The organism is Vallitalea okinawensis, from assembly GCF_002964605.1.
Taxonomy (GTDB): domain Bacteria; phylum Bacillota; class Clostridia; order Lachnospirales; family PQDH01; genus Vallitalea_A; species Vallitalea_A okinawensis.
Genome location: NZ_PQDH01000009.1, coordinates 118,428 through 141,771, shown reverse-complemented (window position 1 = coordinate 141,771; position 23,344 = coordinate 118,428). Strand labels below are relative to the sequence as shown.

The window sequence follows — 23,344 nt, the reverse complement described above, 5'->3', positions numbered from 1 at the left end:
ACTATGACACCTAAAGATAATCATATTGTAATTACCAAATTTATCATATCCTTATAGTATGGATCAAGTCATAAAGATAAATATGGAAATCATAATGTTTTATTACCAGGGAGTGAAGGTATGAAGATCTTAGTCATTGGTCTACAAAATAGTTTAAGCCTCGAGATAGTTACAACTCTTAAGAAACAGCATCATGTTATTGGTTTTGCTAATCCTTCTGTAGCAAATAATAATAAAATATACAAACAGTTAGGAATAGATATTATTAATGGTGATTTAAGAAGCTATGAGGATGTTAGTAAAGCCCTTGAAGGCATTGAAACCATTATTTATATTGAAGCCTTACCGAGCAACCTCAGCTGTTTGAATAATAAGTTGAGTAAAGCTGTTTATATGGAGGGCACAAGCTGCCTATTGAAGGCTATTAGGGAACAAGAAAATCAAGTGAAGCTGATTTTTTTTAGTTCACCCCATCCAGGAAAAGAAATAGCTGAAGAAATGATTAGGAAACTGACTAAAACGCCTTGGGTGACTATTAAAGTGGAGTATGAATTAGAAAGGTCTTATAAATTTCGAATCATTAAAAAGGCTTTAGTCGTTAAAGTATTAGCTAATTTAGCCAGCGAGTTATCTCAAGAGACTATTAGTGATTTATGGGGTGATACTTATTTTATACATATTAATAAAATTATTAGAGCACTACAAGACGAATTAATCGAGGACTTTTTTAACCGATATGGTAAAGACATGACTAAAATTCTAAAACATAAAAGGCGAGTTCATCTGGAGAAAAATAAATTAGATCAGTATTTTAATTATCGAAAAAGCGTAGTAGATGAGTTAGGAGAAAAAATAGTAAAATCTCTACCTAGGCGCCTGGAACTATTACGATTTTTTCCATACTTTATCCTTCGTAAAATCTATATGAAAAGAATAGAAGATGATGAGACTATGGTCAGGTATTTACAGCAACATAAATATTTGGAGGTGCAGAAAAAATGAAAAAGTTATTAGTTTCTATGCTACTTTTGACTTTAATAATAACCGGCTGTACAGAAGTCAATTCAGTCGTTAATGAAGATATGCCTAATCCTGTAGAAATTGAAGAAGCTAAGGTCAGTAGCATGTCTAAAGAACTCTATTATACAGGTGTAGTAAATGTAGGGCAAGTTCAAAAGTTAGCATTTAAAACGGGAGGAATCATCGAAGAAATACCCGTTGAAGTAGGTGACAAGGTTATCTTTGAACAAAAATTAGCGGTCTTGGATACCAGTGATATAGAATTTGGCTTAAGAGCTGCAGAAGCCACTTTAAAGGCTGCAATGGCACAATACAACAAAGCTGTTAATGGTACAACAGGTGAAGAAATACAACAAGCTTCACTTAACGTAGATAAGGCAAAAGAAGCCTTTGAACTAACAGAACAGACCTATAATCAAGTAGCTGCTCTCTATGAAAAAGGAGCAGTTTCTAAATATGATTTAGATCAAGTAAAGACTCAAATGGAAGTAGATCAAGCAACTTATGAGCAGGCTTTATCTGTCTTACAGCAAGCCAATGATGGAGCTAGGCAGGAGGACATTATGGCTTTACAAGCACAAGTGGAGGCCGCTACTGTTGACGTTGAACGCTATCAGAAGATGATCGATGACTCAATTGTCTACAGTCCTTTTGAAGGTTATGTTGTAGAAGTATTATTTGATGAAAATGAAATAATCGATGCAGGATATCCTGTAGTGGTGGTAAGAGATGAGGAAATTATTGTACAGATCGGTGCTTCTCAAAAAGATATTAATGAACTCTTTTTGGGTAAAGAGATTAATGTCGTAGCTAATCAACAGACTGTTAAAGGCACTATTGGAAAAATAGCTGATGTACCTGATGAAACAACGAAGCTATACAAGGTAGAAATAGAACTGGAAGGGCAACCTTTTAAAGTAGGTAGCATTGTAGAGGTAACCATACCTATTGAAACCAGTGAAGGGGTGTGGATTCCCATACAATATATCAAGATTGATTCAGAAGAATATGTGTATATTGTAGAAGAGGAACAAGTAAAGCGTAAATCGATAACCATTGAAAACAATATCAATGACTATGCCCTTGTAACAGGTATTGATGAAGGGGATTTAATCATCGTTAAGGGTGATAAGAACGTGGAAGAAGACGACCATGTAATCATAGTGGAGTAGGAAAGGTGAGCGGAATATAATGATTGATATTGCTATTAAGTATAGAAAGATTACGTTACTATTTGTTGTTCTTATAGTCATTGCAGGGATGTATAGTTATTATTTATTACCTAAACAAGAAAATCCAGATATGAATGCTCCTTTTGCAATGGTCGTTACTGTTTATCCAGGAGCATCGCCTGACGATGTTAAAGAACTTGTAACAGATGAGATAGAGGAAGAAGTAAGAGAAATAACTGGGGTTCGAAGCACTACAACTGAATCCAGAAACAGTGTGTCTGTTGTTTTGATTGAATTAGATAATGATACTGATGTAGATGAAGCCTGGGATGAACTTTATCGAGCGATAGATGAAGTTCAAAATCAAATACCTGATGAATGTTTCCCTATAGAAGTTAATACGGATCTATATAAGACAGCGGGTATGATGATCAGTCTCTCATCAGAAAAATACAATTACGAAGAGCTAGAAGATTTTGCTGATAGTTACATCAACAAATTATCTAAGATTGATGGTATATCTTCTTTCGAGATTGTTGGTGAACAACAAAAGCAAATAGCTATAGAAGTGGATATAGACAAATTAAATGCCTATCCATTATCCATGGATGATATTGCTAATCTCATAGCAAGCCAAAATGTTAAGATCCCTGCTGGTCAATTGGATAGTAAGAATGGGAAAGTATCTGTGAATACGACAGGTACCTATACCTCTATTCAAGAGATAGAAAATCTTGTTATCCTAATATCAGAAGAGGATGGTTCAGCCCTACGTTTAAAAGATATTGCTGAGGTTTACTATCAATACAGTGATGATAATTTTAAAATCAAACAAAATGGTGAAAATGGTATATTATTGACGGCATACTTTAAAGATGACCAAAATATTCTTCTCATTGGTGACGAAACTAAAAATATTATCAATGAAGTTAGTGATTCTCTACCAGAAGATTTAAATATTGAGTATGTTCTTTACCAGCCAGATGATGTGAGTGAATCCATTAATAATTTTATGAGTAACCTGATACAAGGTATTATTATTGTTATTATCGTCGTTCTATTAGGTTTAGGTCTTAGAAATGCAGTTATTGTATCGGTAGCTATTCCTTTATCGATGACGATGACATTTCTTATGATGTCTGTATTGGATATCAAGATCCATCAAATATCTATCGTTTCTTTAATTATCGTACTGGGCATGTTGGTGGATAATGCTATTGTTGTCAGCGACTCCATACAAGTATTGATTGACCAAGGAGAAGAGCGATTTAGAGCCTGTGTAAAAGGTGTTAAGATGGTCGCAATACCTGTTTTAACATCCACTTTAACCACCATTGGAGCCTTCACAGCTCTTCTAATGTTAAGTGGTCTTGCTGGTGAATTTATTACTAGTTTACCAAAGATATTGATAATTGCGCTTACGGCATCTTATTTGATCGCCTTATTTGTCACTCCCACATTAGCTTATATATTCTTTAGACCATCGAAGAAGAAAAAGGACTCATTCAAGAGAGTACGGGGTATGTTTGATCATTTATTAGAGGTAGGTTTAAAACACCCCAAAAAAACCATTGCAATTGGAATTTTAGCCATGATATCCTCGGGTTTCTTTTTGCTAGGTATCAATTTTTCATTATTTCCAATTGCAGATAATGGCATCATTTATGTAGATATTTACTCGGATGGTGTAGATAATATAGAACGTACTGAAGAGATTGTTTCACAGATTGAGGAAGTACTTAATGATCAGGAGTTGGTAACTACTTATACATCCTCCGTTGGTGGACCATTACCTAAGTTTTATTATTCCATGCCTGTTTATTCCTTATCCTCTGATTTTGCTCAGATGATGGTACGATTTGATATTGAGGGAAGTGATTTTAAATCTCAACAGGTCTATGTGGAACATGTGCAAAAAGCCATCGATGAAAAGGTGGTAGGTGGTAATATAGAAGCCAAATTACATAGGCAGGCAGAACCTGTACCTGCATTGAAATATATTATCACTGGAGATGATATGGATGAGTTACGTGATGTGAGTACCGAAATTGAGTCAATTATTCGCAATACAGAGGGTACTAAAAATGTACGCACTAATTATTCGCCAGAAGAATATCAGTTTTATGTAGATGTGAATCCAGCAATTGCTATGTACTATGGTATTAGTAAATATGACGTTCAACGAGAAATAAGTTATGCTGTGGCTGGGAGGGATATCTCAACCTTTGTGTATCAAGGTCAAGAATACCCTATTATGGTTAGGGGAGATATGGAGTCAGTAGATGAACTCAGTAATTACGCCATCAAATCCTCTATTACCGATGAGAAGACCCTTCTTAAACAGGTGGCAGATGTAGGACCACAAAAGCAGGTTACCAATATTAGAACCTATAATGGAGATACATCAGTGACGGTAATGGCTGATATTGCTTCGGGTTATAATGCAACAGAATTAGCTAACCAAGTGGAAGGTGAGTTTGCTACACTCCATCTGGGAAACATGACGATAACAGGTGATGGTGAAAAAGCAAGTATCATTGATTTATTTGGAGATGTAGGTATAGTCGCAATAGTAGCCATTATCCTAGTGTTTGGGGTGCTATTAATTCAGTTTAAATCCTATTTGCAACCTCTGTTAATATTAGTTACATTACCTTTAGCCTGTGTTGGTTCTTTGGCTGGGTTGTTCATAACAGGGCAAGAATTATCCTTTACAGCCCTTATTGGTATGGTTAGCTTGATTGGTATTGTGGTTAATAACGCGATTGTATTACTTGACTTTATTAATGAGGAACGGGATAAAGGAAAGACAGTGAAGGATGCATGTATTGATGCCGTGGATCAACGCTTTAGACCTATTATGCTTAGCAGCTTTACAACAGTAATGGGGCTAATACCCCTAGTTCTATCTGGAGAGATCCTATTTGTGCCTATGTCCGTTTCATTAATTTCAGGGATACTGGTATCTACACTATTAACCCTTGTATTTTTCCCTGTCATCTATTATGTGGCTTATCACAAGCAGGATAAGGATTTAAATGAGGAAAATACTCAAGCATATAAATATTAGTTAATGAGGTTATAAAGAATATTCTTACTTGGCTGAAAAACATGAAATAGGTTTATTAATTGATAGAGAATATGAGGAAGTAACAGTTGCCTACCATCAAGAAATACTTACCTATCAACAAGCCCTTCATACGTATACGGAAACATTAGATAGAACCATTGATACCAGTACATTGGAGGCTAATGAAGTGTTAATTGATGATGTGATTTTATAATGCTAAAGCAACCTTATCATAGGATGATTATGTCCAATGATAAGGTTTTTTGTCTTGATTAAGGAAATAATTCTATGTACAATAGAAATTAAATAGGATTCATAGCTTTTAAAACTGAGGGGTGATAAAGTGGTGAAGAATAGGATCAACATTGCAGGGAAACTTCAAGCAATGAAATTAAAATATAAATTTACTTTAGTCTTTTTAGTATCTATTATCTTTTTGCTAATGCTCAGTTTAATATCTCTACAACATACCGTTCATGTCTATAATAATCAGCTATACGAAACACTCATGGTAAGCACTAATATTTCTAGTAACACAGGAGATCAGCGTCTCAAGGATTTAGTTGACAGCTCCTATGATGTTATCACAAACAATGAATTCCAAGATCAATTAGTAATGATCAATGAAAGTGAAAATTACGCTAGATATGAAATAACCAATGAAATTACTGACAAATTATATGCCTATTTATTTAATCCTGATATAGCATCTATTCAAGTTATTTGTAATAATGGTGACAATATCCATGCGACCAAAGTTGTATCCAAGCTTAACCAAGAGTTGTTGGATACTATATATCACGGAACTCAACAGCTAGAAGGTGAAATCTATTGGGTGCCACCGTCTGAAAGTACCGGCAACACCATTATTTTGGCGAGGCAAATAAGACAGATTAAGAACTTAAGTCTTGAACCTTTAGGTGTTCTCATTTTTAGAATTAAGCCAGAGGGAATTGTCCAAGGGGCCGTTCATAATGAACTCAATAATAATGTTTTTTTAATCAGTGAAGATAGTTATATTTATAGAACGGATAGTGAGCTTCCTTTTGAGGATGTGAAGCCTAGTAAGGAAGATTTTAATGGGTATTCTATTAAGTCAATCAAGGGGCATAAGTACTTCTTTACCTATAAACAATCCAACTATAACAATTGGATTTATGTCAACTACATACCTTATGATGAGTTGATCAAAAGTGCCCTAGCTACGACCCGGCTCTATATTTTTATTTATCTAGGTAGTGCTATCGTATTTATCTATCTTATTAATCGAATTGTTAATCGCTTGTTAAAGCCTGTGGAGTCACTAACAAGACGAATGCGTAAAGTAGAAAATGGGGACTTCCATCAAGAGATAGAAAATGATATTCTAGTTAATTTAAAGCATGGTAACGAAATTGATCATCTGGAATATGATTTCTATTTGATGTTAGATAAGATTAACCATCTTATAGATGAAAATTATATTAAGCAACTCCAAGTAAAGAAGTTTCAGATCAAAGCGCTTCAAGCTCAAATCAATCCTCATTTTTTATATAATACTCTAGACTCTATATTTTGGCTTGCTAAGATCAATCAACAAAAGGATATTTCTGTAATGATTAAGTCTCTAGCCAATTTAATGCGTAAATCCATTGATGAGAGTACTCAAATAATTTCCATAGGTGAAGAATTGAGTCTTTTACAGGACTATATTAATATTCAAAAAATAAGGCATAAAGACCGCTTGAAGATTGAAATGAATGTTGAAGAGGAAGTTCTTCATGATGAAATACCAAAGTTGACTCTGCAGCCCCTTGTTGAGAATTCTATAAATTATGGATTGGAGAAAAATACAGGGGAGTGTTTCATTAACATTCAAGTATTTGAAGATAAAGATTATGTATGTTTATCAGTTGAAGATAATGGCATTGGGATGTCACCCGAATTATTAGAACAGTTGAATAAAGGGTTAATCAAACCAACAGGAACAGGTATTGGTGTAAAAAATATTAGAGAAAGATTAGATAATATATATAATAATGATTTTGGACTTAATTATCAGAGTAATGAGAAACAAGGTACAATTGTTGTTGTAAGAGTGCCTAGGAGAAGGGATAGAAGTTAAGTAAGATATTTGGGGAGTTGGTACTAGGTGTACAAATTATTATTGGTGGATGACGAACATATTGTACGATACGGCATATCTCAAATCATCCATTGGGATAAGTATGATATTCAAGTATTGCAAGCAGGCAATGGGGAAGAGGCGTTAAAAGTTATAGAAAAAAATATGCCAGATTTTATTTTGACGGATATAAGAATGCCAGGATTAGATGGATTGGAACTAATTGAAAGAGTATCCCATGCTAAAGACCAGATTATTTTTGCTATCTTATCCGGTTATAGTGATTTTGAATACGCTAGGAAGGCGATGGCTTTTGGTGTTAAACATTATTTGCTTAAGCCTGCTGAAGAAGAGGAGATCATTAAAGTTATCAAAAGTATGATTCGAGAAAAAGAGTTGATGGAAAATAAAAACAAAGTATTGGATCAGATTAATGTTAATAAATTAGTATTTGAAGACAATGAACATAACAATGGGGTAGTCAATGAAATCATTAAAGCAGTGAAAGAACATGTGAGTAATGAAAAACTCTCTTTGAACTGGTTGGCAAAAAATGTATTATTTCGTAATCCAGACTATATAGGAAAAGTTTTTAAGAAGGAACTTAACGTTAGCTTTAGCGAATACTGTATGGAATTAAGAATTAATAAAGCTAAAGCGTTATTACTTTCTAGTCATAAGAATAAAAAGGTTAGCCAAGTAGCAGAAGAAGTTGGATTTGGTAATAACCCAAGATATTTTAGTCAGGTTTTTAAGAAGAAGACAGGCTGTACCCCTAACCAGTATAGAAAAATTCACGGATAGCGAATTGATTATTGATTAGAAGTCGTTATTTTATACAAAAATATCGGAATTTTAACTATTGGGTTGTTGAAAATTTCTTTATACTTAGGATATCCCATATATAGGGGGAAAATGTTTGGAGGGATCGGTTATGAAGAAAGTATTAGTATTATGTTTAGCAGCCATATTAGCTTTATCCACTTTACTTGTAGGATGTGCTGGTGAAGAAGAAAAGCAAGATGTGGGAAAAGAAACTACTCAAAAAACAGCGGATAACAAAGATGTAAAGGATGTTAAATCTGATGAAAAAGTAACGACACTTCGTATGATGTGGTGGGGTTCACAAAACCGTCATGATCGCACATTAAAAGTGATAGAACTCTATGAATCAGAAAATCCTAATATTAAAATTGAACCAGAGTTTTCTGGTTGGGATGGTTACTGGGAAAAAATCGCAGCTCAAACTGCTGCTAATTCCTTACCTGATATTTTTCAGCAAGATTATAAGTATTTAAGTCAATATGGTAGTAAGGGTTTATTAGAAAATTTATATCCTTATGCAGATAATAAGACATTAGATCTTTCAGATGTTCCTGAAGGGAATTATATTGGTGGTGAAGTAGATGGTAATCTTTATGGTCTTTGTATTGGTATCAATGCATTAAGTATCATCTATAATGATAGAATATTCAATGAAGCGGGAGTCGCTAAACCAGAGCCTAATTGGACCTATTCGGACTTTATTAAAGCAGCTGAAGAAATCAATAATAAAACTGGTGTATATGGTTTAACATCTTTAATGGGGGAACACTACAACGGGTTAAGTTATTATATTCGCCAAGATGGTAAATCTTTTTATTCAGCAGACAACAAGACATTGGGATTTGAAAAATCGGACTTTATAGAATTTATGAGTAGAGAACTAGAGATAAAAGAAAAAGGCATAGGCTTACCAGCCGATGCAGCAAATGAAAAAAGATCTGTGGAAGAAAATCATGTAGCAACTGGTGAAGCAGCTATGAGTTATCTATTTAGTAATCAAATTATAGCTGTTCAATCAGCAGCGGAAGATACAATTAAAATGACTGTTCTTCCTAAAGGAGAAGACCAGAAGATGGATGGTCTTTACATTAAGCCAGGACAATTTTTATCTGTAGCAGCATCTTCAGATTATAAAGATGAGGCAGTTAGTTTTATTGATTTCTTTACCAATTCAATAGAAGCAAACAAGATTTTAATGGCAGAAAGAGGAGTTCCTATTTCTACGAAGGTTAGCGAAGCACTTAAACCATTATTAGAGCCAAGCCAAGTGGAAATGTTTGATTATCTTGCATTGGCTGTGAATCATTCTACACCTATTTCTAAACCTGAACCTTCTGTTCACGGTGAGGTTGATAAAGTATTAGAGAACACATATCAGCAGGTTATGTTTAAGCAAATAACTCCAGAACAAGCAGCAGATCAATTCTTCAATGAAGCAGAAAAAATATTAAATAAATAAATGGATTAACATAGACTCGATAACATTTTGTGTCGAGTCTATATTTTCAGAATGGAGGTCCTAATGTGATTAAAAAAAATAAAGGAAAAGTGAAAGATATAGACAATAAAATGGGATATTTGTTTATAGCGCCTTGGTTAATTGGTTTTATTGTATTCACACTTGTTCCTTTTGTTGCATCCTTTTTCCTTTCCTTATCTCAATATGATATTGTTTCATCCCCAGTATGGATTGGGTTAGATAATTATAAGAATATTCTGTTTAATGACCCTCGATTTATCAAGTCATTAGCTGTTACATTTAAGTTTGTATTAATATCGGTACCTGCTAGATTAGCTTTTGCCTTATTTATTGCCATGCTCTTAACACAAAAAAGAAAAGGTATAGGTTTCTATAGGACAGTATTATACATACCTTCAATAATTGGTGGTAGTGTAGCTGTAGCAGTCATGTGGAGGCAGTTATTTGGTAGAGAAGGTGCTCTCAATGATATCCTTATGAGTCTAGGACTAATGGAAGAACCTTTTAGCTGGATTGCAAGCCCTAATACAGCATTGGGAACACTCATTATTTTAGCAGTATGGCAGTTTGGTTCACCTATGCTTATATTCCTTGCGGGATTAAAACAAATTCCTAAAACACTTTATGAAGCAGCAGCTATTGATGGTGCAAATTCTTTTAGAAGGTTTTTTCATATTTCCATTCCTGCCTTAACACCCGTTATCTTTTTTAATTTTATTATGCAGACCATTAATGGATTTATGACCTTCACTCAAAGTTATATTATTACTGATGGTGGTCCATTTGATAGTACACTACTGTATGCTCTTTATCTATTTCAGCAAGCCTTTTCCTATTTCTCCATGGGATATGGATCTGCTTTAGCATGGATTTTATTGATCATTATAGCTATTTTAACATCTCTTGTGTTTAAATCATCATCCTATTGGGTGTTCTATGAGTCAAAGGAGGATTAAAGTGAAAGGAAAGAGTTCAAGAAATATAAATTCACTGATGTTTCATCTGTTGTTAGGAGCATTGGCATTTACTATGCTCTACCCGATTCTCTGGTTATTAGCAAGTTCTTTCAAGAATAATGCTGAGATATTTGGAAATGCAAGTTCTTTAATTCCTGATCAATGGGAGTTCACAAATTATATAGAGGGATGGAAAGGATTTGGTGGTATATCCTTTGGGCGCTTTTTTGCCAATACATTCTTTATAGTCATTACATCGACAATTGCGCAAGTATTATCTTCTTCAGTGGTGGCTTTTGGCTTTTCAAGAATTAAGTTTGTAGGAAGAAAGATTTTCTTTGCATGCATGATTTTGACTCTAATGCTTCCTAACCAAGTTTTGATTATACCTCAATATATCTTATTTTCAAAATTGGGATGGTTAAATACTTATGCACCCCTTATATTACCCTCATTTTTTGGTGTACCATTCTTTATCTTTATGATTATTCAATTCATCTATGGAATACCAAAGTCTTTAGATGAATCAGCCAAAATAGATGGATGTGGAAAGATTCAAATTTTCGGTAGGATTATATTTCCACTATTAAAACCAGCATTAATAACATCAGCAATTTTTTCATTTTATTGGAAATGGCAAGAGTTTTTAGCTCCATTACTTTATTTACAAAATGCGAAGAAGTATCCTGTATCCTTGGCACTTAAAATGTTCGCTGACCCAAATTCAGTTTCTAATTGGGGAGCCATGTTCGCAATGTCTGTATTATCCTTAGTACCTCCATTTGCTTTATTTATCATCTTCCAGAGGTATTTGGTAGATGGAATCAGTACAACAGGAATTAAATAAGCGTGATAAACCTAAAATACTCTACTTTTTGTTGATATACTTTATCCTGTATACTTTCTTCCATGGCTAAGTTATAATAACAGATAAGGCAACATGTATACAGGATAAGGGGGAAACAAAATGGATATTTCATGGGTACAATTAGGCATTATTTGCCTCTTAGTCTTTTTCGCAGGACTAGTGGATTCCATAGCTGGTGGTGGTGGGTTAATTTCCGTACCAGCCTACTTTTTTGCAGGTATACCAGCACATTTTGCTTTAGGTACGAATAAATTCTCTGCAGCTGTAGGTACATTTCTATCTACTTTGCGCTTTATAAAAAATAAAAGATATCACTTGCAGGCGGCATTGGTATCCATAGTCAGTGCATTCATTGGATCAGCTTTAGGAGCACGACTTGTATTAGAGATGGACGAAAGAGTTATACAAATCGTTTTAGTTATTACATTGCCTGTTATAGGAATATATCTGATGACTAAAAGAGGTTTTGGTAAGGAGGAGAAGAAGAACTTGCCCATGGCAAAAGTTATCCTTCTATCCATATTGTCGGCGTTCTTAATAGGTGCTTATGATGGATTCTATGGTCCAGGAACAGGGACGTTGTTGATCCTATTCTATACAGGGTTCATAGGATTTGACTTGACTACAGCATCTGGTAATGCAAAGATCGTCAATCTAACCTCTAATATAGCTGCGTTAATTACCTTTATCATCCATGGTAAGGTACTTTTCTTTATCGGCATACCAGCAGCCATCTGCAGCATGGCAGGACACTGGATCGGTTCAGGGTTAGCTATAAAGAACGGTGCAAAAGTCATCAGACCCGTCTTCATAGCAGTATTCGTTGGTTTAATGCTGAAAATTGTTTACGATATTTTTATGTAACTGCGTATTTGTTATACAATAAGAGTAGTTAAGATGTTTATGGAGTAGTGAATTGCAGATCGTTCGGATTAATGGCTTAATGAAGATTTTTTAATACACAACAAAGAATAATTTGATATCGAAAAGAATGCAAGGTGTTCTATGGAGCCGCGAACCATGGACGGTGAGCCCAGCTGTCAAAGACATGGACGTCTTCCCAGCTGGCGTAATAGAATTCCTTGCATTCTTGACCCTATTAGTAATATGCAAATAGAGTTGTTTTACAAAGTCTATTGACTAAAAAAAGTGAATACACTATAATGAAAGCAAAGAACATGAATAATGGAGCTAGGGGAGTCTTCGGACTGAGAAGTATATTACTGACCCTTATTACCTGATCCAGGTTATACTGGCGTAGGGAAGCGGATATTTTATAAATTAGATATTTCAAGCCTTCCTTAACAGGAAGGCTTTTTCGTTGCTCTTTTGTCTCAGTTCTTTATAATGAATTTTTGAGGAGGGCATGTTACATGCAAGCATTTTTTGATTCTATTATGGGTAAATCCGTAATGGGTATATTAGCAGTCATTATCTTATTTCTTGCCGTAGGTATCGGCAACAGTAGAAAAAGGTTTAATACTAAGGTATTAGTTTATTCAGCTGTAGCACTTGCACTTGGTACGGCATTATCCTTTGTGAAGATTCCAATTCCAACATTATTCCCATTGGTGAACGGTGGTTCAGCTACTTTATTAAGTATGTTGATGGTTGTATTAATCGGTTATTGGTTTGGTCCTGTTCAAGGCCTATTATCAGCAATGACATACGGCTTACTACAATTGATTCTTGGACCCTATGTTATCCACCCTGTTCAGTTAATTTTTGATTACATCTTAGCATTTGGTATGCTCGGATTATCTGGGTTCTTTAGAAAAGGTAAATATAGTTTAACAATAGGTTATTTAGTTGCTGTAAGTGGACGTTTCGTTTTCGCTTTCTTATCAGGCTATATCTTTTTCGGTGAATATGCGCCAGAAGGCATTGGACCAATATTCTATTCAGCTTACTACAACTTAAGTTATTTAGTACCTGAAGCAGTTATTACAATAGCTTTATTAATGCTTCCACCAGTAAGAAGTGCTATTAAGCAGGTGGGTAAAGCTGCAATGAATTAGAGAACGGAGATCTTAAATAGAAAGTCTGAGAGTATTAGCTCTTAGGCTTTCCTTGTAAACTGCTACTTCTTTTGATGATTGGAAAATATTTTTTTATTGAAGTGCTTGACAACTATAATAGGCTATGATAAGATAAATATCGTCTTCAAAATAAATATGCGGATGTGGCGGAACTGGCAGACGCACTAGACTTAGGATCTAGCGCCCTTGGCGTGGGGGTTCGACTCCCTTCATCCGCACCAATCAAAAAGAGCGATTAATATCGCTCTTTTTACCTATGTAAAAAAATGAAAAGTGACTATAAAATAAGCCTTGTAAGATCATCTTACAAGGCTGTTATTTTGGAATAGGAAAGTTCGTGTTTTGCTCTTAGTGATTTACTCTACAGTTACTTCAACATGGTCAAAGTAATTCAATATAGTATCTACTACTCGTGTTTCATCTGAAGCAAAGATAAGATAGCTGATATCAACTTCAGAAGTGGTGATTAACTTAATCTCAATTTCTTCCTCAGACAATAAGTCTAATGTTTTTGCAAAGACACCAGGTGTATGCTTCATGGCATCACCGTATAAAGAAATCTTACTATTAGTTGAATTAACATCCAAACGAAGATTCTCAATATATTTTTGTTTTAATTCATTAATGATCTTAATGGCTTCGTTTAGATCTTCATCATGTATGGTAAAAGAAATACTTATACTCTCCTTGTATGGTGGAGTCATGCTAATCATATCTATGTTTAACTTTTCTCCTAGTGCATTAAAGATTTTTGAAATAATTATAGCATCGGAAGGTGCATTGGCTAAAGTAATTAATGTCACATCCGGTGTGATGGTAAGATTAGTAATAACATCTTTCATTTTGACACCCCTCTTATTATTATGTATCTATTTTTGTCTTATGTGAAAGTTCTCTGAATTGAGTGGATGAAATTGAAGCGTTTTCATTCACACCAAGGAGACTTTCCTAATCTACAAACTTCCTATGGAAGATGTAGCGCAGCTACTTATAATTATATGTCTTATCTGACTTGTTCTCAGTACTGTGCAAAGGTTATGACATATGGAATATGAAGTCAATTTTTATGCATCTAATTTAATATTCAGACAAGTTTGGTAATTGTTATTCCTATTATACATGAATAAGGCGGGCTTTACAACAACATTAAGTATTTTACTATAATTTACACTCTACCTATGGTTATTTTGTTAACAAAGCGAAAAACTCCTCTCTGCTAAGCTGCAGAGAGGAGTTTTTCCATTTGATCTACGATACCATCGATATCATCCATAATCTCTTGTAAGTTTTTAGACTTAATGGGTTTAATGCTCTGAATGAAAGAATCAATCTTCAGAGTTAACGATGGTTCATTATAATACGAAGTCAATAAACAAACCAGAGCGGTATAAAATCCGCCGGTTTTATAGAGCTCTCTAACAGAAAAAATATTTCCGTAAGTTAGATAGATATGCTCCGATAGATGATTTTCTTTTAAAGGTTTAAAATACAATCTCAATACTTGTTCAAGATCATCAGCTTTTTGTGTGGTGAGGCTTATATCGATTATATCTCTGTCTTTTTTCATCTAAGCACCTTCCTGTACGCTTATTTTAACCTTCATGTTTCCACTTATCCTATTAGTAAAATAAAACCTATACACCTGATTATTCAAGTTATGTTCCAGAGTGCATGTCATCCCCCATCAGGGTATAAGCCCTATCTCTATTTTATCCTATAATATACAAATGTGCAAAGGGTAAATTGTCGAATAATATCTAATTTTAACATAATAATAAAGATGATTTCAGAATAACTTAATAATTTGTTATATAATAGTAATAATTGTAACAAATTAAATTTGTTAAATACTTATCAAAAACAGCGGATTAACTCTTTTTGAAACGTAAAAGCACGATAACTATCTTTTTGTCATGATACATCATAATGATGAAAAAAATGTTAATAATAGATATTGAACTAAATATTGCAAAGGTCTTTTCTTTAGTTCAATATTATTATTTAAGTTATAAGTTGAATAGTTCTAAATAATTACTAGATTTATAGTAATTGTTTAATTGTACTTATATAGATGGATGTTAGATTGAATTTATAATCAAATAATGATGAACATTGAATTATAGCCGATTAAGAAAGAAAATATAATGTTGTGTTTTAAAGTTAAAAATGATAAGATTTTATATGGAAGTTTTTAGATTAAGGAGGAGAATGAAAAAATGGGAAAACTCAAAGTAATGAGTATTTTTGGTACACGTCCAGAGGCAACAAAGATGGCTCCAGTTGTAAAAGCTTTAGAAGCATGTGATGACATACATAGCGTGGTCTGTGTTACTGCACAACATCGTGAAATGCTCGATCAAGTCCTAGAGATTTTTGATATAAAACCAGATTATGATTTGAATATAATGAAAGATAGACAGACGCTTACAGGTGTTGCTGTTAGAGCTTTAGAAGGTTTAGAGAAGGTCATGCAAAAGGAAAATCCTAATTTGGTACTGGTTCACGGCGATACATCAACAACTTTCATTGGAAGTTTAGTCGCTTATTACAATCGCATTAAGGTTGGGCATGTGGAAGCTGGTTTAAGAACTTATAATAAACTTGAACCTTTCCCTGAAGAAATGAATAGACAATTAACAGGTCGCATTGCAGATCTTCATTTTTCACCGACTACACTAGCAAAAGATAATCTCTTGAAAGAAAATATTGATGAAAATCTGATTTATATAACAGGCAATACAGCTATTGACGCTATTAAGACAACAGTGAAACAAGACTATGAATTTACTGTTGATGCACTGAATAAGATTGATTATGAAGGTAAAAGGGTTATCGCCATGACTGCCCATCGACGAGAAAATCTTGGAGAGCCTTTAGAAAACATCTGTAAGGCAGTGAAGAGAATTGCTGACGAATACGGTGATGTAGAAATTGTTTATGCAGTTCATCTCAACCCAGCTGTAAGAGAAGTAGCATGGAAATACTTAGATGGACATGAGCGCATTCACTTATTAGATCCATTAGATATCAATGATATGCACAACCTATTGCGTAGAAGTTACTTAGTATTAACGGATTCTGGTGGATTACAAGAAGAAGTACCTTCCTTCAATAAACCAGTTCTTGTTTTACGTAATGTAACAGAACGCCCTGAAGGTGTTGATGCTGGAACATTGAAACTAGCAGGTGTTAATGAAGAAAACATCTATAACTTAGCGAAAGAATTGTTGGAAAATAGAAGTGAGTATGAAAAAATGGCAACATCCAACAATCCATTTGGCGATGGGGAAGCCTCAGCTAGAATAGTATCTTCTATCTTAAAATATTTTGGTATTCAAGAAGAAACGATAAAAATGTTTGGGTAGTAATGCAGAGTTTTATTATAAAAATATAGATAGTTTTTATAGAATGCTATGAAGTGTTTATTCAATATGCTAAAAATAAAAATAAAATGTTATACAATGTGTACTAATTTATAACTAAAAATTTTGTTCTTTACTAGACACACGTTCATTTTGCGAGTATAATTAGAATAGTCTTTTAGTGTAGAAAGTGGGTTTTTTGATTGAAATTTGACTCTAAAGTGATGAAAGGTTTGTCGTTAGTCACCCAATTTGGTCTTTTGATGGCGATACCTATATTTATTTGTATTTTAGTAGGTAGTTTCTTAGACAAACTTTTGGGTACACAAGTATTATTTCTCATCATCTTTACAATTTTAGGTGTATTAGCCGCTTTCCGTAATATGTATATCACTGGAATGAAATATTCCAAGAAGAAAGGAAAGGATTCTAATAAATGAATAAAAAACCTTCAATCTTTATACAACTATCTATAAAAATAATTGGCATACTAGGAATAGTTTTTGGCCTAGGTCTTATTTTAATAAATGATCCCTACGATCCATGGGTGTTCGCCAAAGGACTTTTATTTGGTGGACTCTTTTCAATATTAAAAGTTAAACTTATGGAGTCAACAATGAAAAAAGCTGTAAAAAAGGATCCTGTTAAGGCGCAATCCTATGCAAGTCTTCACTACTTCATGCGCTATTTACTAACAGGTCTTGTTTTAGTGGTTGCAGCTTTGGAACCAAGCATTGGTATCTTTGGTGCCATTATTGGTATACTATCACTTAAATTAGCTGCTTATCTTCAAGGATATTCTGAAAAGTCTGTACCTAAAGATGGCAGCGTACAATTTGTAGAATGGGAGGATGATGAGGAAGAAGCTTCTGATTTTTAGAGTTTCTTATGGATTCATTATCTTATGTCTACATATATTATTTTTTCGCGTATACAATATATTGTATAGGCACGAAGCACGAAAGTTTGATTTAAAGTAATATGTTTTTGACTGTAATATTGTTATGTTACATATAATAATCATCAGTTAGGAATGTATAGAAAGGAGTTGAGAAATGGATGGGAGGATTTGATTTTAATAACCATTACGTCTTTCCGGTAAAGTTAGGTAATTATGAATTTTGGGTCACTGAATCACTCATTGTCTCTTTCTTCATATGTACGATGTTAGTACTTATAGCCCTTGTTATCCGATACTTTATTGGTAAGCCGAAAAAAATCCCTGCTGGTGTTCAAAACGTCATGGAATTTATCGTTGAAATGCTGGATAATTTCACCGTTTCATCAATGGGAGAAAAATGCATTGGCTTTTCTTCCTTCTATGGCTCAATGTTTATTTACATCATCGTAAGTAACCTTGCAGGTCTATTCTTAGGACCAGTTGTAAATTCCAATGGAGACGTTACGATAGGATTCATGCGTCCCCCAACAGCAGATTTAGCTGTAACTTTCAGTTTGGCAATGCTAACATTCTTTATGATTCATTATTTTGCCATTCGTTCGAAGGGTGTAGGAAACTGGTTAAAAGGTTTCACAGAGCCCATGTGGTTATTAACACCTATTAACCTTATTGGTGAGATTTCAACACCTATATCTCTTGGTTTCCGTTTGTTCGGTAACGTGTTAGGTGGAACCATTATTATTGGTTTATATTATGCAATGCTTCCTGTATTAGCATTAATAGGTATACCAATAGCACTACATGGTTATTTTGATGTATTTGCAGGAGTACTGCAAGCGTTTATTTTCGTTATGTTAAGTATGACATTTGTATCGAATGCAATGGATGATTAGGTATTGTTTATACCTAAGAAGGTGAGGTGAATAAATGGATATTATAGAGCTTCTAATCGGTTGGATGGAGAATGTTGATCCATTAGCCCTTGTCCTTGCTTTCTCTGCTATTGGTGCAGGTATTGCCATGATAGCAGGTATTGGTCCAGGGATTGGTCAAGGCTTTGCGGCTGGTAAAGCAGCAGAAGCAGTTGGTAAAAATCCGGAGCATGGAGGAAGACCTGCAACCATTGTCATGTTACTAGGTGCAGCAGTAGCAGAAACATCGGGGATCTTCTCATTAGTAATAGCTATCATCTTGTTATTTGCTAATCCACTCATTAACCAAGATGGTGTGGGTATCGTATTAGCAGCAAGTGCTTTAGGTGCAGGTTTATCCATGGTAGCAGGTATTGGACCAGGTATTGGTCAAGGATATGCAGCAGGTAAAAGTGCTGAGGCTGTCGGTAAACGTCCAAAACATCAAAGTGCTATTGTTAGAGCTATGTTGTTAGGACAGGCAGTTGCTCAGACAACTGGTATTTATGCATTAATAATTTCATTGTTATTACTATTCGTAAATGTATTTGCGGGTATCTAAAATTAAAATTATTTATTGTTCAATAAGGAGGAATTCATTATGGAAAACAATATTGATGGAAACGCTCTGATTCTTGCATGTTCAGCAATTGGCGCAGGTTTAGCTATGATAGCAGGTATTGGACCTGGTATTGGTCAGGGATTCGCAGCTGGTAAAGGTGCTGAAGCAGTTGGTCGTCAACCAAACGCTCAATCAGATATTATCCGTACAATGTTATTAGGTGCAGCGGTAGCCGAAACAACAGGTATCTACGGTCTTATTATCGCCATCATCTTATTATTCGCTAACCCATTAATTTCAACATATGCATCAATGCAATAATCATACTGCAAAGTAAAATAAACTTAGATGTAGCCAAGAAAACAACGAACATATATAATCAGGCTGGTGCATCATGGTCCGTATCATGATCACTATGATGTGCCAGTATAGTAGAGGCTGATGTTAATGTGTTGAGTTGATATTCGGGTATGTACAGACCGAAGGGAGGAATAAGACGTGTCAATAATATCTGCCTTCACAACGAAAGCAATGAATATTGCGATGTTATCTGCAGGTAAGACTGCTGGAGAGGGAGAAGTTGTTAACTTTGACCTTGATCTCTTAATCAGAGGTGCATTGCATTTAATTATGATTCTCGTCCTCTTTTATCTATTAGGGAAAATTCTCTTTAATCCGATTAGAGAAGCACTGAAAAAGAGACAAGAAGGCATTGAGAATGACTTTAATGACATTACCGAAGGTAAGCAGGAAGTCAAGGAATTACGTGAAAAATATGAACATAAAATCGCTCATATCGAAGAAGAAGCAGATCGCATTTTAGGCGAAGCTCATAAAAAAGCTCTTGATCAGCAAAAAGATATGATTAATGAGGCGAAAGAAGAAGCAGAACGTATCATTAAGCGAGCGAAATTAGAGATAAAACGTGAAGAAGAAAAAGCACGTGATGAAATTAAGCAAGAAGTTATCCAAGTTGCTTCACTTATGGCCAGCAAGTTTATTGCTTCTTCAATGGACCCAGCTCTTCAAAGTAAATTACTTGAGGAATCCATTGATGAGATAGGGGATAGCCTATGGAAGGAATAGTTGCTAGAAGATACGGTGAGGCCTTATTTGCGGTAGCACTAGAAAAGAATTTAGTTGAAGAAATTAAAAAAGATGTGGAAGAGTTATTAAGTGTTCTTCGACAAGATGAAGATATGCTTCACTTCCTAGATCATCCTAAAATTAATGTGGATGAGAAACAAAACACATTAGAGAAGATCTTTAAAGGTAACATCCAAAAAGATTTATTAGGACTTTTAATTCTTGTATTAAAGAAAGCTCGTCAAGATCACATTATAGCTATTCTTGAGTATTATTTAGAAGAATACAAACGCTATAAGAAGTTAGTAACAGCTTCCATCAGCTCTGCTGTGGAACTATCTGATGAGCAAAAGAACAAATTAAAAGCAACCTTAGAAGATAAATTAAAAGATAACATCGACATGGTTTTTGAAGTTAATCCAGAGTTAATTGGAGGGCTCATCCTTCGTGTTGGTGATAACGTCATTGATAACAGTATTAAAGGTAAGCTAAACGGACTGACTAAATCATTAAAGCAGGTTCAACTTAGCTAAACCGACCTTACCTTTTAGAGATATATAGAAAGGCGGTGTTAATAGACCATGAATCTTAGACCAGAAGAAATAAGTAAGATTTTGAAAGAGCAAATCAAAAATTATGATACACAATTAGAAACAACAAACGTGGGTACGGTTATCCAGGTTGGTGACGGTATTGCTCGTATTCATGGTTTGGAAGAAGCCATGTCAGGTGAGTTATTAGAATTCCCTGGCGATGTATACGGTATGGTACTTAACTTAGAAGAAGATAACGTAGGTGCCGTTTTATTAGGTTCTGATCAGGGGATTAAAGAGGGTGACTTAGTTAAAGCTACAGGAAGAGTAGCTGAGGTTCCAGTTGGGGACGCTATGTTAGGCCGTGTTGTTAATGCCTTAGGTCAAGCTATTGATGGCAAAGGACCTATTAATACAAATAAAACAAGACCTGTTGAACGTGTAGCTCCAGGGGTTATCACAAGACAATCCGTTGATACACCATTACAAACAGGTATTAAATCCATTGACTCTATGGTTCCAATCGGACGAGGTCAAAGGGAATTAATTATCGGAGACCGTGAAACTGGTAAAACAGCTATTGCGATTGATACGATTATTAATCAAAAGCATGAAAACGTACTTTGTATATACGTAGCAATTGGCCAAAAGGCATCAACAGTTGCTAATATCGTTACAACTTTAGAAGAGCATGGCGCAATGGATTACACAACAATCGTTGCTGCTACAGCTTCTGAATTAGCTCCATTACAATATATCGCACCATATGCAGGGTGTGCCATCGGTGAAGAGTGGATGGAAGACGGTAAAGACGTATTAATCATCTATGATGATTTATCCAAGCATGCGGTAGCTTACCGTGCCATGTCATTACTTCTTAGAAGACCACCAGGACGTGAAGCTTATCCTGGGGACGTATTCTACTTACATTCAAGATTGCTTGAGAGGGCAGCGAAATTAAGTGATGAATACGGCGGTGGTTCAATAACTGCGTTACCAATTATCGAAACACAAGCAGGTGACATTTCTGCTTATATACCAACCAATGTTATTTCCATTACAGATGGACAGATTTTCCTTGAAACAGAATTATTTAATGCAGGTATGCGTCCAGCGATTAACCCTGGATTGTCTGTATCAAGGGTTGGTGGTTCTGCACAGATTAAAGGAATGAAGAAGATTGCAAGTCCAATTCGTGTGGAATTAGCCCAATATCGTGAGCTGGCTGCTTTCTCTCAATTTGGTTCTGATTTAGATAAATCTACAAAAGAACGTCTTGAGCAAGGTAAGCGTATCATGGAAATATTAAAACAACCACAATACCAACCAATGGGTGTAGAATATCAAGTTGTTATTCTTTACGCTGTGACGAATAAATACTTAATGGATGTTGATGTGGAGCGTATTGGTGAATTCCAAGACGGTTTATTCGCTTTCATTGATAAAAAGTATCCAGAAATAACTAAAGCAATCAAAGCAGAAAAAGTTCTTTCTGAAGAGAATGAAAAAGTACTTGTAGAAGCTATCGGTAGTTTCAAGAAAGAATTTAAATAATATGATCATGTGCTAGGAGTGATGCTATGGCATCCGTTAGAGATATAGAGCTTCGTATAAAGAGTGTTGAAGGTACGAAGCAAATAACAAAGGCAATGAAATTAGTTTCTACGGTAAAGCTACAAAAAGCAAAGAGTCAGGTTTCTTTAACAAGACCTTATTTTGAAAAGACCCGTGAAACCATCGGTGCCATTTTATCAACAACCGATGATATTGATATGCCTTTTCAAACGGACCGTGAAGTTAAAAAGAGAGCCTATATCGTGATCACTTCTGACCGTGGCTTGGCTGGAAGTTATAACATGGGAGTCTGTAAGCTAGTATCAACCGAGATTAAAGATAAAGAGAGTTCTGTAATCGTTGCTGTTGGTAAGAAAGCCAGAGATTACTTTAAAAGAAACGATTATGAAATTCTTAAATCCTATATTGGCTATTCAGAACGACCTAATTTCCGCCAAGCAAAAGCTTTAGCTGATGAAATGTTAAAGCTTTATGAAGAAGGGGTCATTGATGAGATCCATTTAGCGTATACAAAATTTGAATCTACTATCAATCAAGTACCTATGACCATGAAGCTTTTCCCGCTTAATATGGATGATTTTAAGGAGTATGGTCAGGAAGATGTCACTGAAAAGATGACTTATGAGCCTAGTCCAGAGTATGTTTTAGGACAAATCATTCCTAAATATGTGGAAAGTATTTTATATGGTGCTTTAGTAGAATCATCAGCAAGTGAACAAGGGGCAAGAATGACGGCAATGGACTCTGCAACCAATAATGCAGATGATATGATTGATCAACTAACCCTTGCTAAAAATAGAGCTAGACAAGGTAGTATTACCCAAGAGCTTTCAGAAATCGTAGGTGGAGCCGAAGCACTTAAGTAGCGTAGCTATCCCCT

Annotated in this window: 23 protein-coding genes, 1 tRNA gene, 1 pseudogene and 1 riboswitch; of the genes and pseudogenes, 23 read left to right on the top strand and 2 right to left on the bottom strand. The window is 34.8% G+C overall.

Annotated features, from left to right (window positions below):
• The first annotated feature begins 120 nt into the window (after positions 1–120).
• The 12 genes from C1Y58_RS20775 (at position 121) to C1Y58_RS20720 (ending at position 13,755) form a co-directional block, all read left to right on the top strand.
• Entirely contained in the window at positions 121–1,002 is an 882-nt protein-coding gene (locus C1Y58_RS20775) for a Rossmann-fold NAD(P)-binding domain-containing protein (protein WP_105618405.1), read from the top strand.
• Positions 999–2,192: an HlyD family secretion protein gene (locus tag C1Y58_RS20770; protein WP_105618403.1), complete on the top strand. Its 1,194-nt coding sequence runs from the start codon at positions 999–1,001 to the stop codon at positions 2,190–2,192. The genes C1Y58_RS20775 and C1Y58_RS20770 overlap by 4 nt, the downstream gene beginning before the upstream one ends.
• 19 nt (positions 2,193–2,211) lie before the next feature.
• Positions 2,212–5,262 carry an efflux RND transporter permease subunit gene (locus tag C1Y58_RS20765; RefSeq protein WP_105618401.1) on the top strand — a complete coding sequence of 1,017 codons (3,051 nt, stop codon included), beginning with the start codon at positions 2,212–2,214 and terminating at the stop codon, positions 5,260–5,262.
• A 28-nt stretch (positions 5,263–5,290) separates the two neighbouring features.
• Positions 5,291–5,476, top strand: coding sequence for a hypothetical protein (locus C1Y58_RS20760; protein WP_105618399.1), 186 nt, complete (start codon positions 5,291–5,293; stop codon positions 5,474–5,476).
• 129 nt (positions 5,477–5,605) lie between these two features.
• Positions 5,606–7,366, top strand: coding sequence for a cache domain-containing sensor histidine kinase (locus C1Y58_RS20755; protein WP_105618397.1), 1,761 nt, complete (start codon positions 5,606–5,608; stop codon positions 7,364–7,366).
• A 27-nt stretch (positions 7,367–7,393) separates the two neighbouring features.
• Complete coding sequence (locus C1Y58_RS20750; protein ID WP_105618395.1) at positions 7,394–8,170, top strand: response regulator transcription factor; 777 nt, start codon at positions 7,394–7,396, stop codon at positions 8,168–8,170.
• Positions 8,171–8,300: 130 nt separating this feature from the next.
• Positions 8,301–9,650, top strand: a complete 1,350-nt coding sequence (locus C1Y58_RS20745; protein WP_105618393.1) for an ABC transporter substrate-binding protein — start codon at positions 8,301–8,303, stop codon at positions 9,648–9,650.
• Between the two features lie 65 nt (positions 9,651–9,715).
• A complete protein-coding gene (locus C1Y58_RS20740) occupies positions 9,716–10,627 on the top strand; it encodes a carbohydrate ABC transporter permease (protein WP_242985449.1) in 912 nt (303 codons plus the stop codon).
• A 37-nt stretch (positions 10,628–10,664) separates the two neighbouring features.
• Positions 10,665–11,474 (top strand): carbohydrate ABC transporter permease, encoded by an 810-nt coding sequence (locus C1Y58_RS20735; RefSeq protein ID WP_334293845.1) that lies wholly within the window; start codon positions 10,665–10,667, stop codon positions 11,472–11,474.
• A 120-nt stretch (positions 11,475–11,594) separates the two neighbouring features.
• On the top strand, positions 11,595–12,359 hold the full coding sequence (locus C1Y58_RS20730; RefSeq protein ID WP_105618390.1) for a TSUP family transporter: 765 nt from the start codon (positions 11,595–11,597) through the stop codon (positions 12,357–12,359).
• Between the two features lie 319 nt (positions 12,360–12,678).
• A riboswitch (TPP riboswitch) is annotated at positions 12,679–12,776 on the top strand.
• A gap of 92 nt (positions 12,777–12,868) precedes the next feature.
• Positions 12,869–13,513: an energy-coupled thiamine transporter ThiT gene (gene thiT, locus C1Y58_RS20725; RefSeq protein ID WP_242985448.1), complete on the top strand. Its 645-nt coding sequence runs from the start codon at positions 12,869–12,871 to the stop codon at positions 13,511–13,513.
• 158 nt (positions 13,514–13,671) lie between these two features.
• Positions 13,672–13,755: transfer RNA gene (locus tag C1Y58_RS20720), tRNA-Leu, on the top strand.
• Between the two features lie 135 nt (positions 13,756–13,890).
• Here C1Y58_RS20720 and C1Y58_RS20715 read toward each other — a convergent pair.
• Both C1Y58_RS20715 and C1Y58_RS20710 read right to left on the bottom strand, forming a co-directional pair.
• The gene (locus C1Y58_RS20715; RefSeq protein ID WP_105618388.1) at positions 13,891–14,376 is read right to left on the bottom strand and encodes an ACT domain-containing protein; all 486 of its coding nucleotides are present in this window, start codon (positions 14,374–14,376) and stop codon (positions 13,891–13,893) included.
• 374 nt (positions 14,377–14,750) lie between these two features.
• A complete protein-coding gene (locus C1Y58_RS20710) occupies positions 14,751–15,101 on the bottom strand; it encodes a hypothetical protein (RefSeq protein WP_105618386.1) in 351 nt (116 codons plus the stop codon).
• Between the two features lie 649 nt (positions 15,102–15,750).
• On the opposite strand from C1Y58_RS20710, the gene wecB reads away from it, so the two are divergent.
• From wecB to atpG, 11 genes and pseudogenes are all read left to right on the top strand, one after another.
• Positions 15,751–16,899 carry a non-hydrolyzing UDP-N-acetylglucosamine 2-epimerase gene (wecB, locus tag C1Y58_RS20705; protein ID WP_105618384.1) on the top strand — a complete coding sequence of 383 codons (1,149 nt, stop codon included), beginning with the start codon at positions 15,751–15,753 and terminating at the stop codon, positions 16,897–16,899.
• A 221-nt stretch (positions 16,900–17,120) separates the two neighbouring features.
• On the top strand, positions 17,121–17,336 hold the full coding sequence (locus tag C1Y58_RS27195) for an AtpZ/AtpI family protein (RefSeq protein WP_105618564.1): 216 nt from the start codon (positions 17,121–17,123) through the stop codon (positions 17,334–17,336).
• The gene (locus C1Y58_RS20695; RefSeq protein ID WP_105618382.1) at positions 17,333–17,776 is read left to right on the top strand and encodes an ATP synthase subunit I; all 444 of its coding nucleotides are present in this window, start codon (positions 17,333–17,335) and stop codon (positions 17,774–17,776) included. The genes C1Y58_RS27195 and C1Y58_RS20695 overlap by 4 nt, the downstream gene beginning before the upstream one ends.
• Positions 17,777–17,955: 179 nt before the next feature.
• Positions 17,956–18,690 (top strand): F0F1 ATP synthase subunit A, encoded by a 735-nt coding sequence (atpB, locus tag C1Y58_RS20690; protein WP_105618380.1) that lies wholly within the window; start codon positions 17,956–17,958, stop codon positions 18,688–18,690.
• A 64-nt stretch (positions 18,691–18,754) separates the two neighbouring features.
• Positions 18,755–19,018: pseudogene (atpE, locus tag C1Y58_RS27190) on the top strand (ATP synthase F0 subunit C); the annotation flags it as partial.
• 6 nt (positions 19,019–19,024) lie between these two features.
• Positions 19,025–19,270 carry an ATP synthase F0 subunit C gene (gene atpE, locus C1Y58_RS27185; RefSeq protein WP_408646609.1) on the top strand — a complete coding sequence of 82 codons (246 nt, stop codon included), beginning with the start codon at positions 19,025–19,027 and terminating at the stop codon, positions 19,268–19,270.
• Positions 19,271–19,309: 39 nt separating this feature from the next.
• Complete coding sequence (gene atpE, locus C1Y58_RS20680) at positions 19,310–19,591, top strand: ATP synthase F0 subunit C (protein ID WP_105618376.1); 282 nt, start codon at positions 19,310–19,312, stop codon at positions 19,589–19,591.
• Between the two features lie 177 nt (positions 19,592–19,768).
• Complete coding sequence (atpF, locus tag C1Y58_RS20675; RefSeq protein WP_105618374.1) at positions 19,769–20,356, top strand: F0F1 ATP synthase subunit B; 588 nt, start codon at positions 19,769–19,771, stop codon at positions 20,354–20,356.
• Positions 20,344–20,889, top strand: a complete 546-nt coding sequence (gene atpH, locus C1Y58_RS20670; RefSeq protein ID WP_105618372.1) for an ATP synthase F1 subunit delta — start codon at positions 20,344–20,346, stop codon at positions 20,887–20,889. Before atpF ends, atpH begins: the two co-directional genes overlap by 13 nt.
• Positions 20,890–20,937: 48 nt before the next feature.
• The gene (gene atpA, locus C1Y58_RS20665) at positions 20,938–22,443 is read left to right on the top strand and encodes a F0F1 ATP synthase subunit alpha (RefSeq protein ID WP_105618370.1); all 1,506 of its coding nucleotides are present in this window, start codon (positions 20,938–20,940) and stop codon (positions 22,441–22,443) included.
• A 26-nt stretch (positions 22,444–22,469) separates the two neighbouring features.
• A complete protein-coding gene (atpG, locus tag C1Y58_RS20660; RefSeq protein ID WP_105618368.1) occupies positions 22,470–23,330 on the top strand; it encodes an ATP synthase F1 subunit gamma in 861 nt (286 codons plus the stop codon).
• The last annotated feature ends 14 nt before the right edge of the window (positions 23,331–23,344 follow it).

What these genes read in the sequence shown, in the direction of transcription:
- C1Y58_RS20695 (WP_105618382.1), top strand. Translation starts at nt 17,333, where the DNA reads ATGAATAAAAAACCTTCAATCTTTATACAACTATCTATAAAAATAATT.
- atpH (WP_105618372.1), top strand. Translation starts at nt 20,344, where the DNA reads ATGGAAGGAATAGTTGCTAGAAGATACGGTGAGGCCTTATTTGCGGTA.
- C1Y58_RS20775 (WP_105618405.1), top strand. Translation starts at nt 121, where the DNA reads ATGAAGATCTTAGTCATTGGTCTACAAAATAGTTTAAGCCTCGAGATA.
- atpA (WP_105618370.1), top strand. Translation starts at nt 20,938, where the DNA reads ATGAATCTTAGACCAGAAGAAATAAGTAAGATTTTGAAAGAGCAAATC.
- C1Y58_RS20765 (WP_105618401.1), top strand. Translation starts at nt 2,212, where the DNA reads ATGATTGATATTGCTATTAAGTATAGAAAGATTACGTTACTATTTGTT.
- thiT (WP_242985448.1), top strand. Translation starts at nt 12,869, where the DNA reads ATGCAAGCATTTTTTGATTCTATTATGGGTAAATCCGTAATGGGTATA.
- C1Y58_RS20710 (WP_105618386.1), bottom strand. Translation starts at nt 15,101, where the DNA reads ATGAAAAAAGACAGAGATATAATCGATATAAGCCTCACCACACAAAAA.
- atpE (WP_105618376.1), top strand. Translation starts at nt 19,310, where the DNA reads ATGGAAAACAATATTGATGGAAACGCTCTGATTCTTGCATGTTCAGCA.
- C1Y58_RS20735 (WP_334293845.1), top strand. Translation starts at nt 10,665, where the DNA reads ATGTTTCATCTGTTGTTAGGAGCATTGGCATTTACTATGCTCTACCCG.
- wecB (WP_105618384.1), top strand. Translation starts at nt 15,751, where the DNA reads ATGGGAAAACTCAAAGTAATGAGTATTTTTGGTACACGTCCAGAGGCA.
- C1Y58_RS20730 (WP_105618390.1), top strand. Translation starts at nt 11,595, where the DNA reads ATGGATATTTCATGGGTACAATTAGGCATTATTTGCCTCTTAGTCTTT.
- C1Y58_RS27195 (WP_105618564.1), top strand. Translation starts at nt 17,121, where the DNA reads ATGAAAGGTTTGTCGTTAGTCACCCAATTTGGTCTTTTGATGGCGATA.
- C1Y58_RS20715 (WP_105618388.1), bottom strand. Translation starts at nt 14,376, where the DNA reads ATGAAAGATGTTATTACTAATCTTACCATCACACCGGATGTGACATTA.
- C1Y58_RS20770 (WP_105618403.1), top strand. Translation starts at nt 999, where the DNA reads ATGAAAAAGTTATTAGTTTCTATGCTACTTTTGACTTTAATAATAACC.
- atpG (WP_105618368.1), top strand. Translation starts at nt 22,470, where the DNA reads ATGGCATCCGTTAGAGATATAGAGCTTCGTATAAAGAGTGTTGAAGGT.
- C1Y58_RS20745 (WP_105618393.1), top strand. Translation starts at nt 8,301, where the DNA reads ATGAAGAAAGTATTAGTATTATGTTTAGCAGCCATATTAGCTTTATCC.
- atpB (WP_105618380.1), top strand. Translation starts at nt 17,956, where the DNA reads ATGGGAGGATTTGATTTTAATAACCATTACGTCTTTCCGGTAAAGTTA.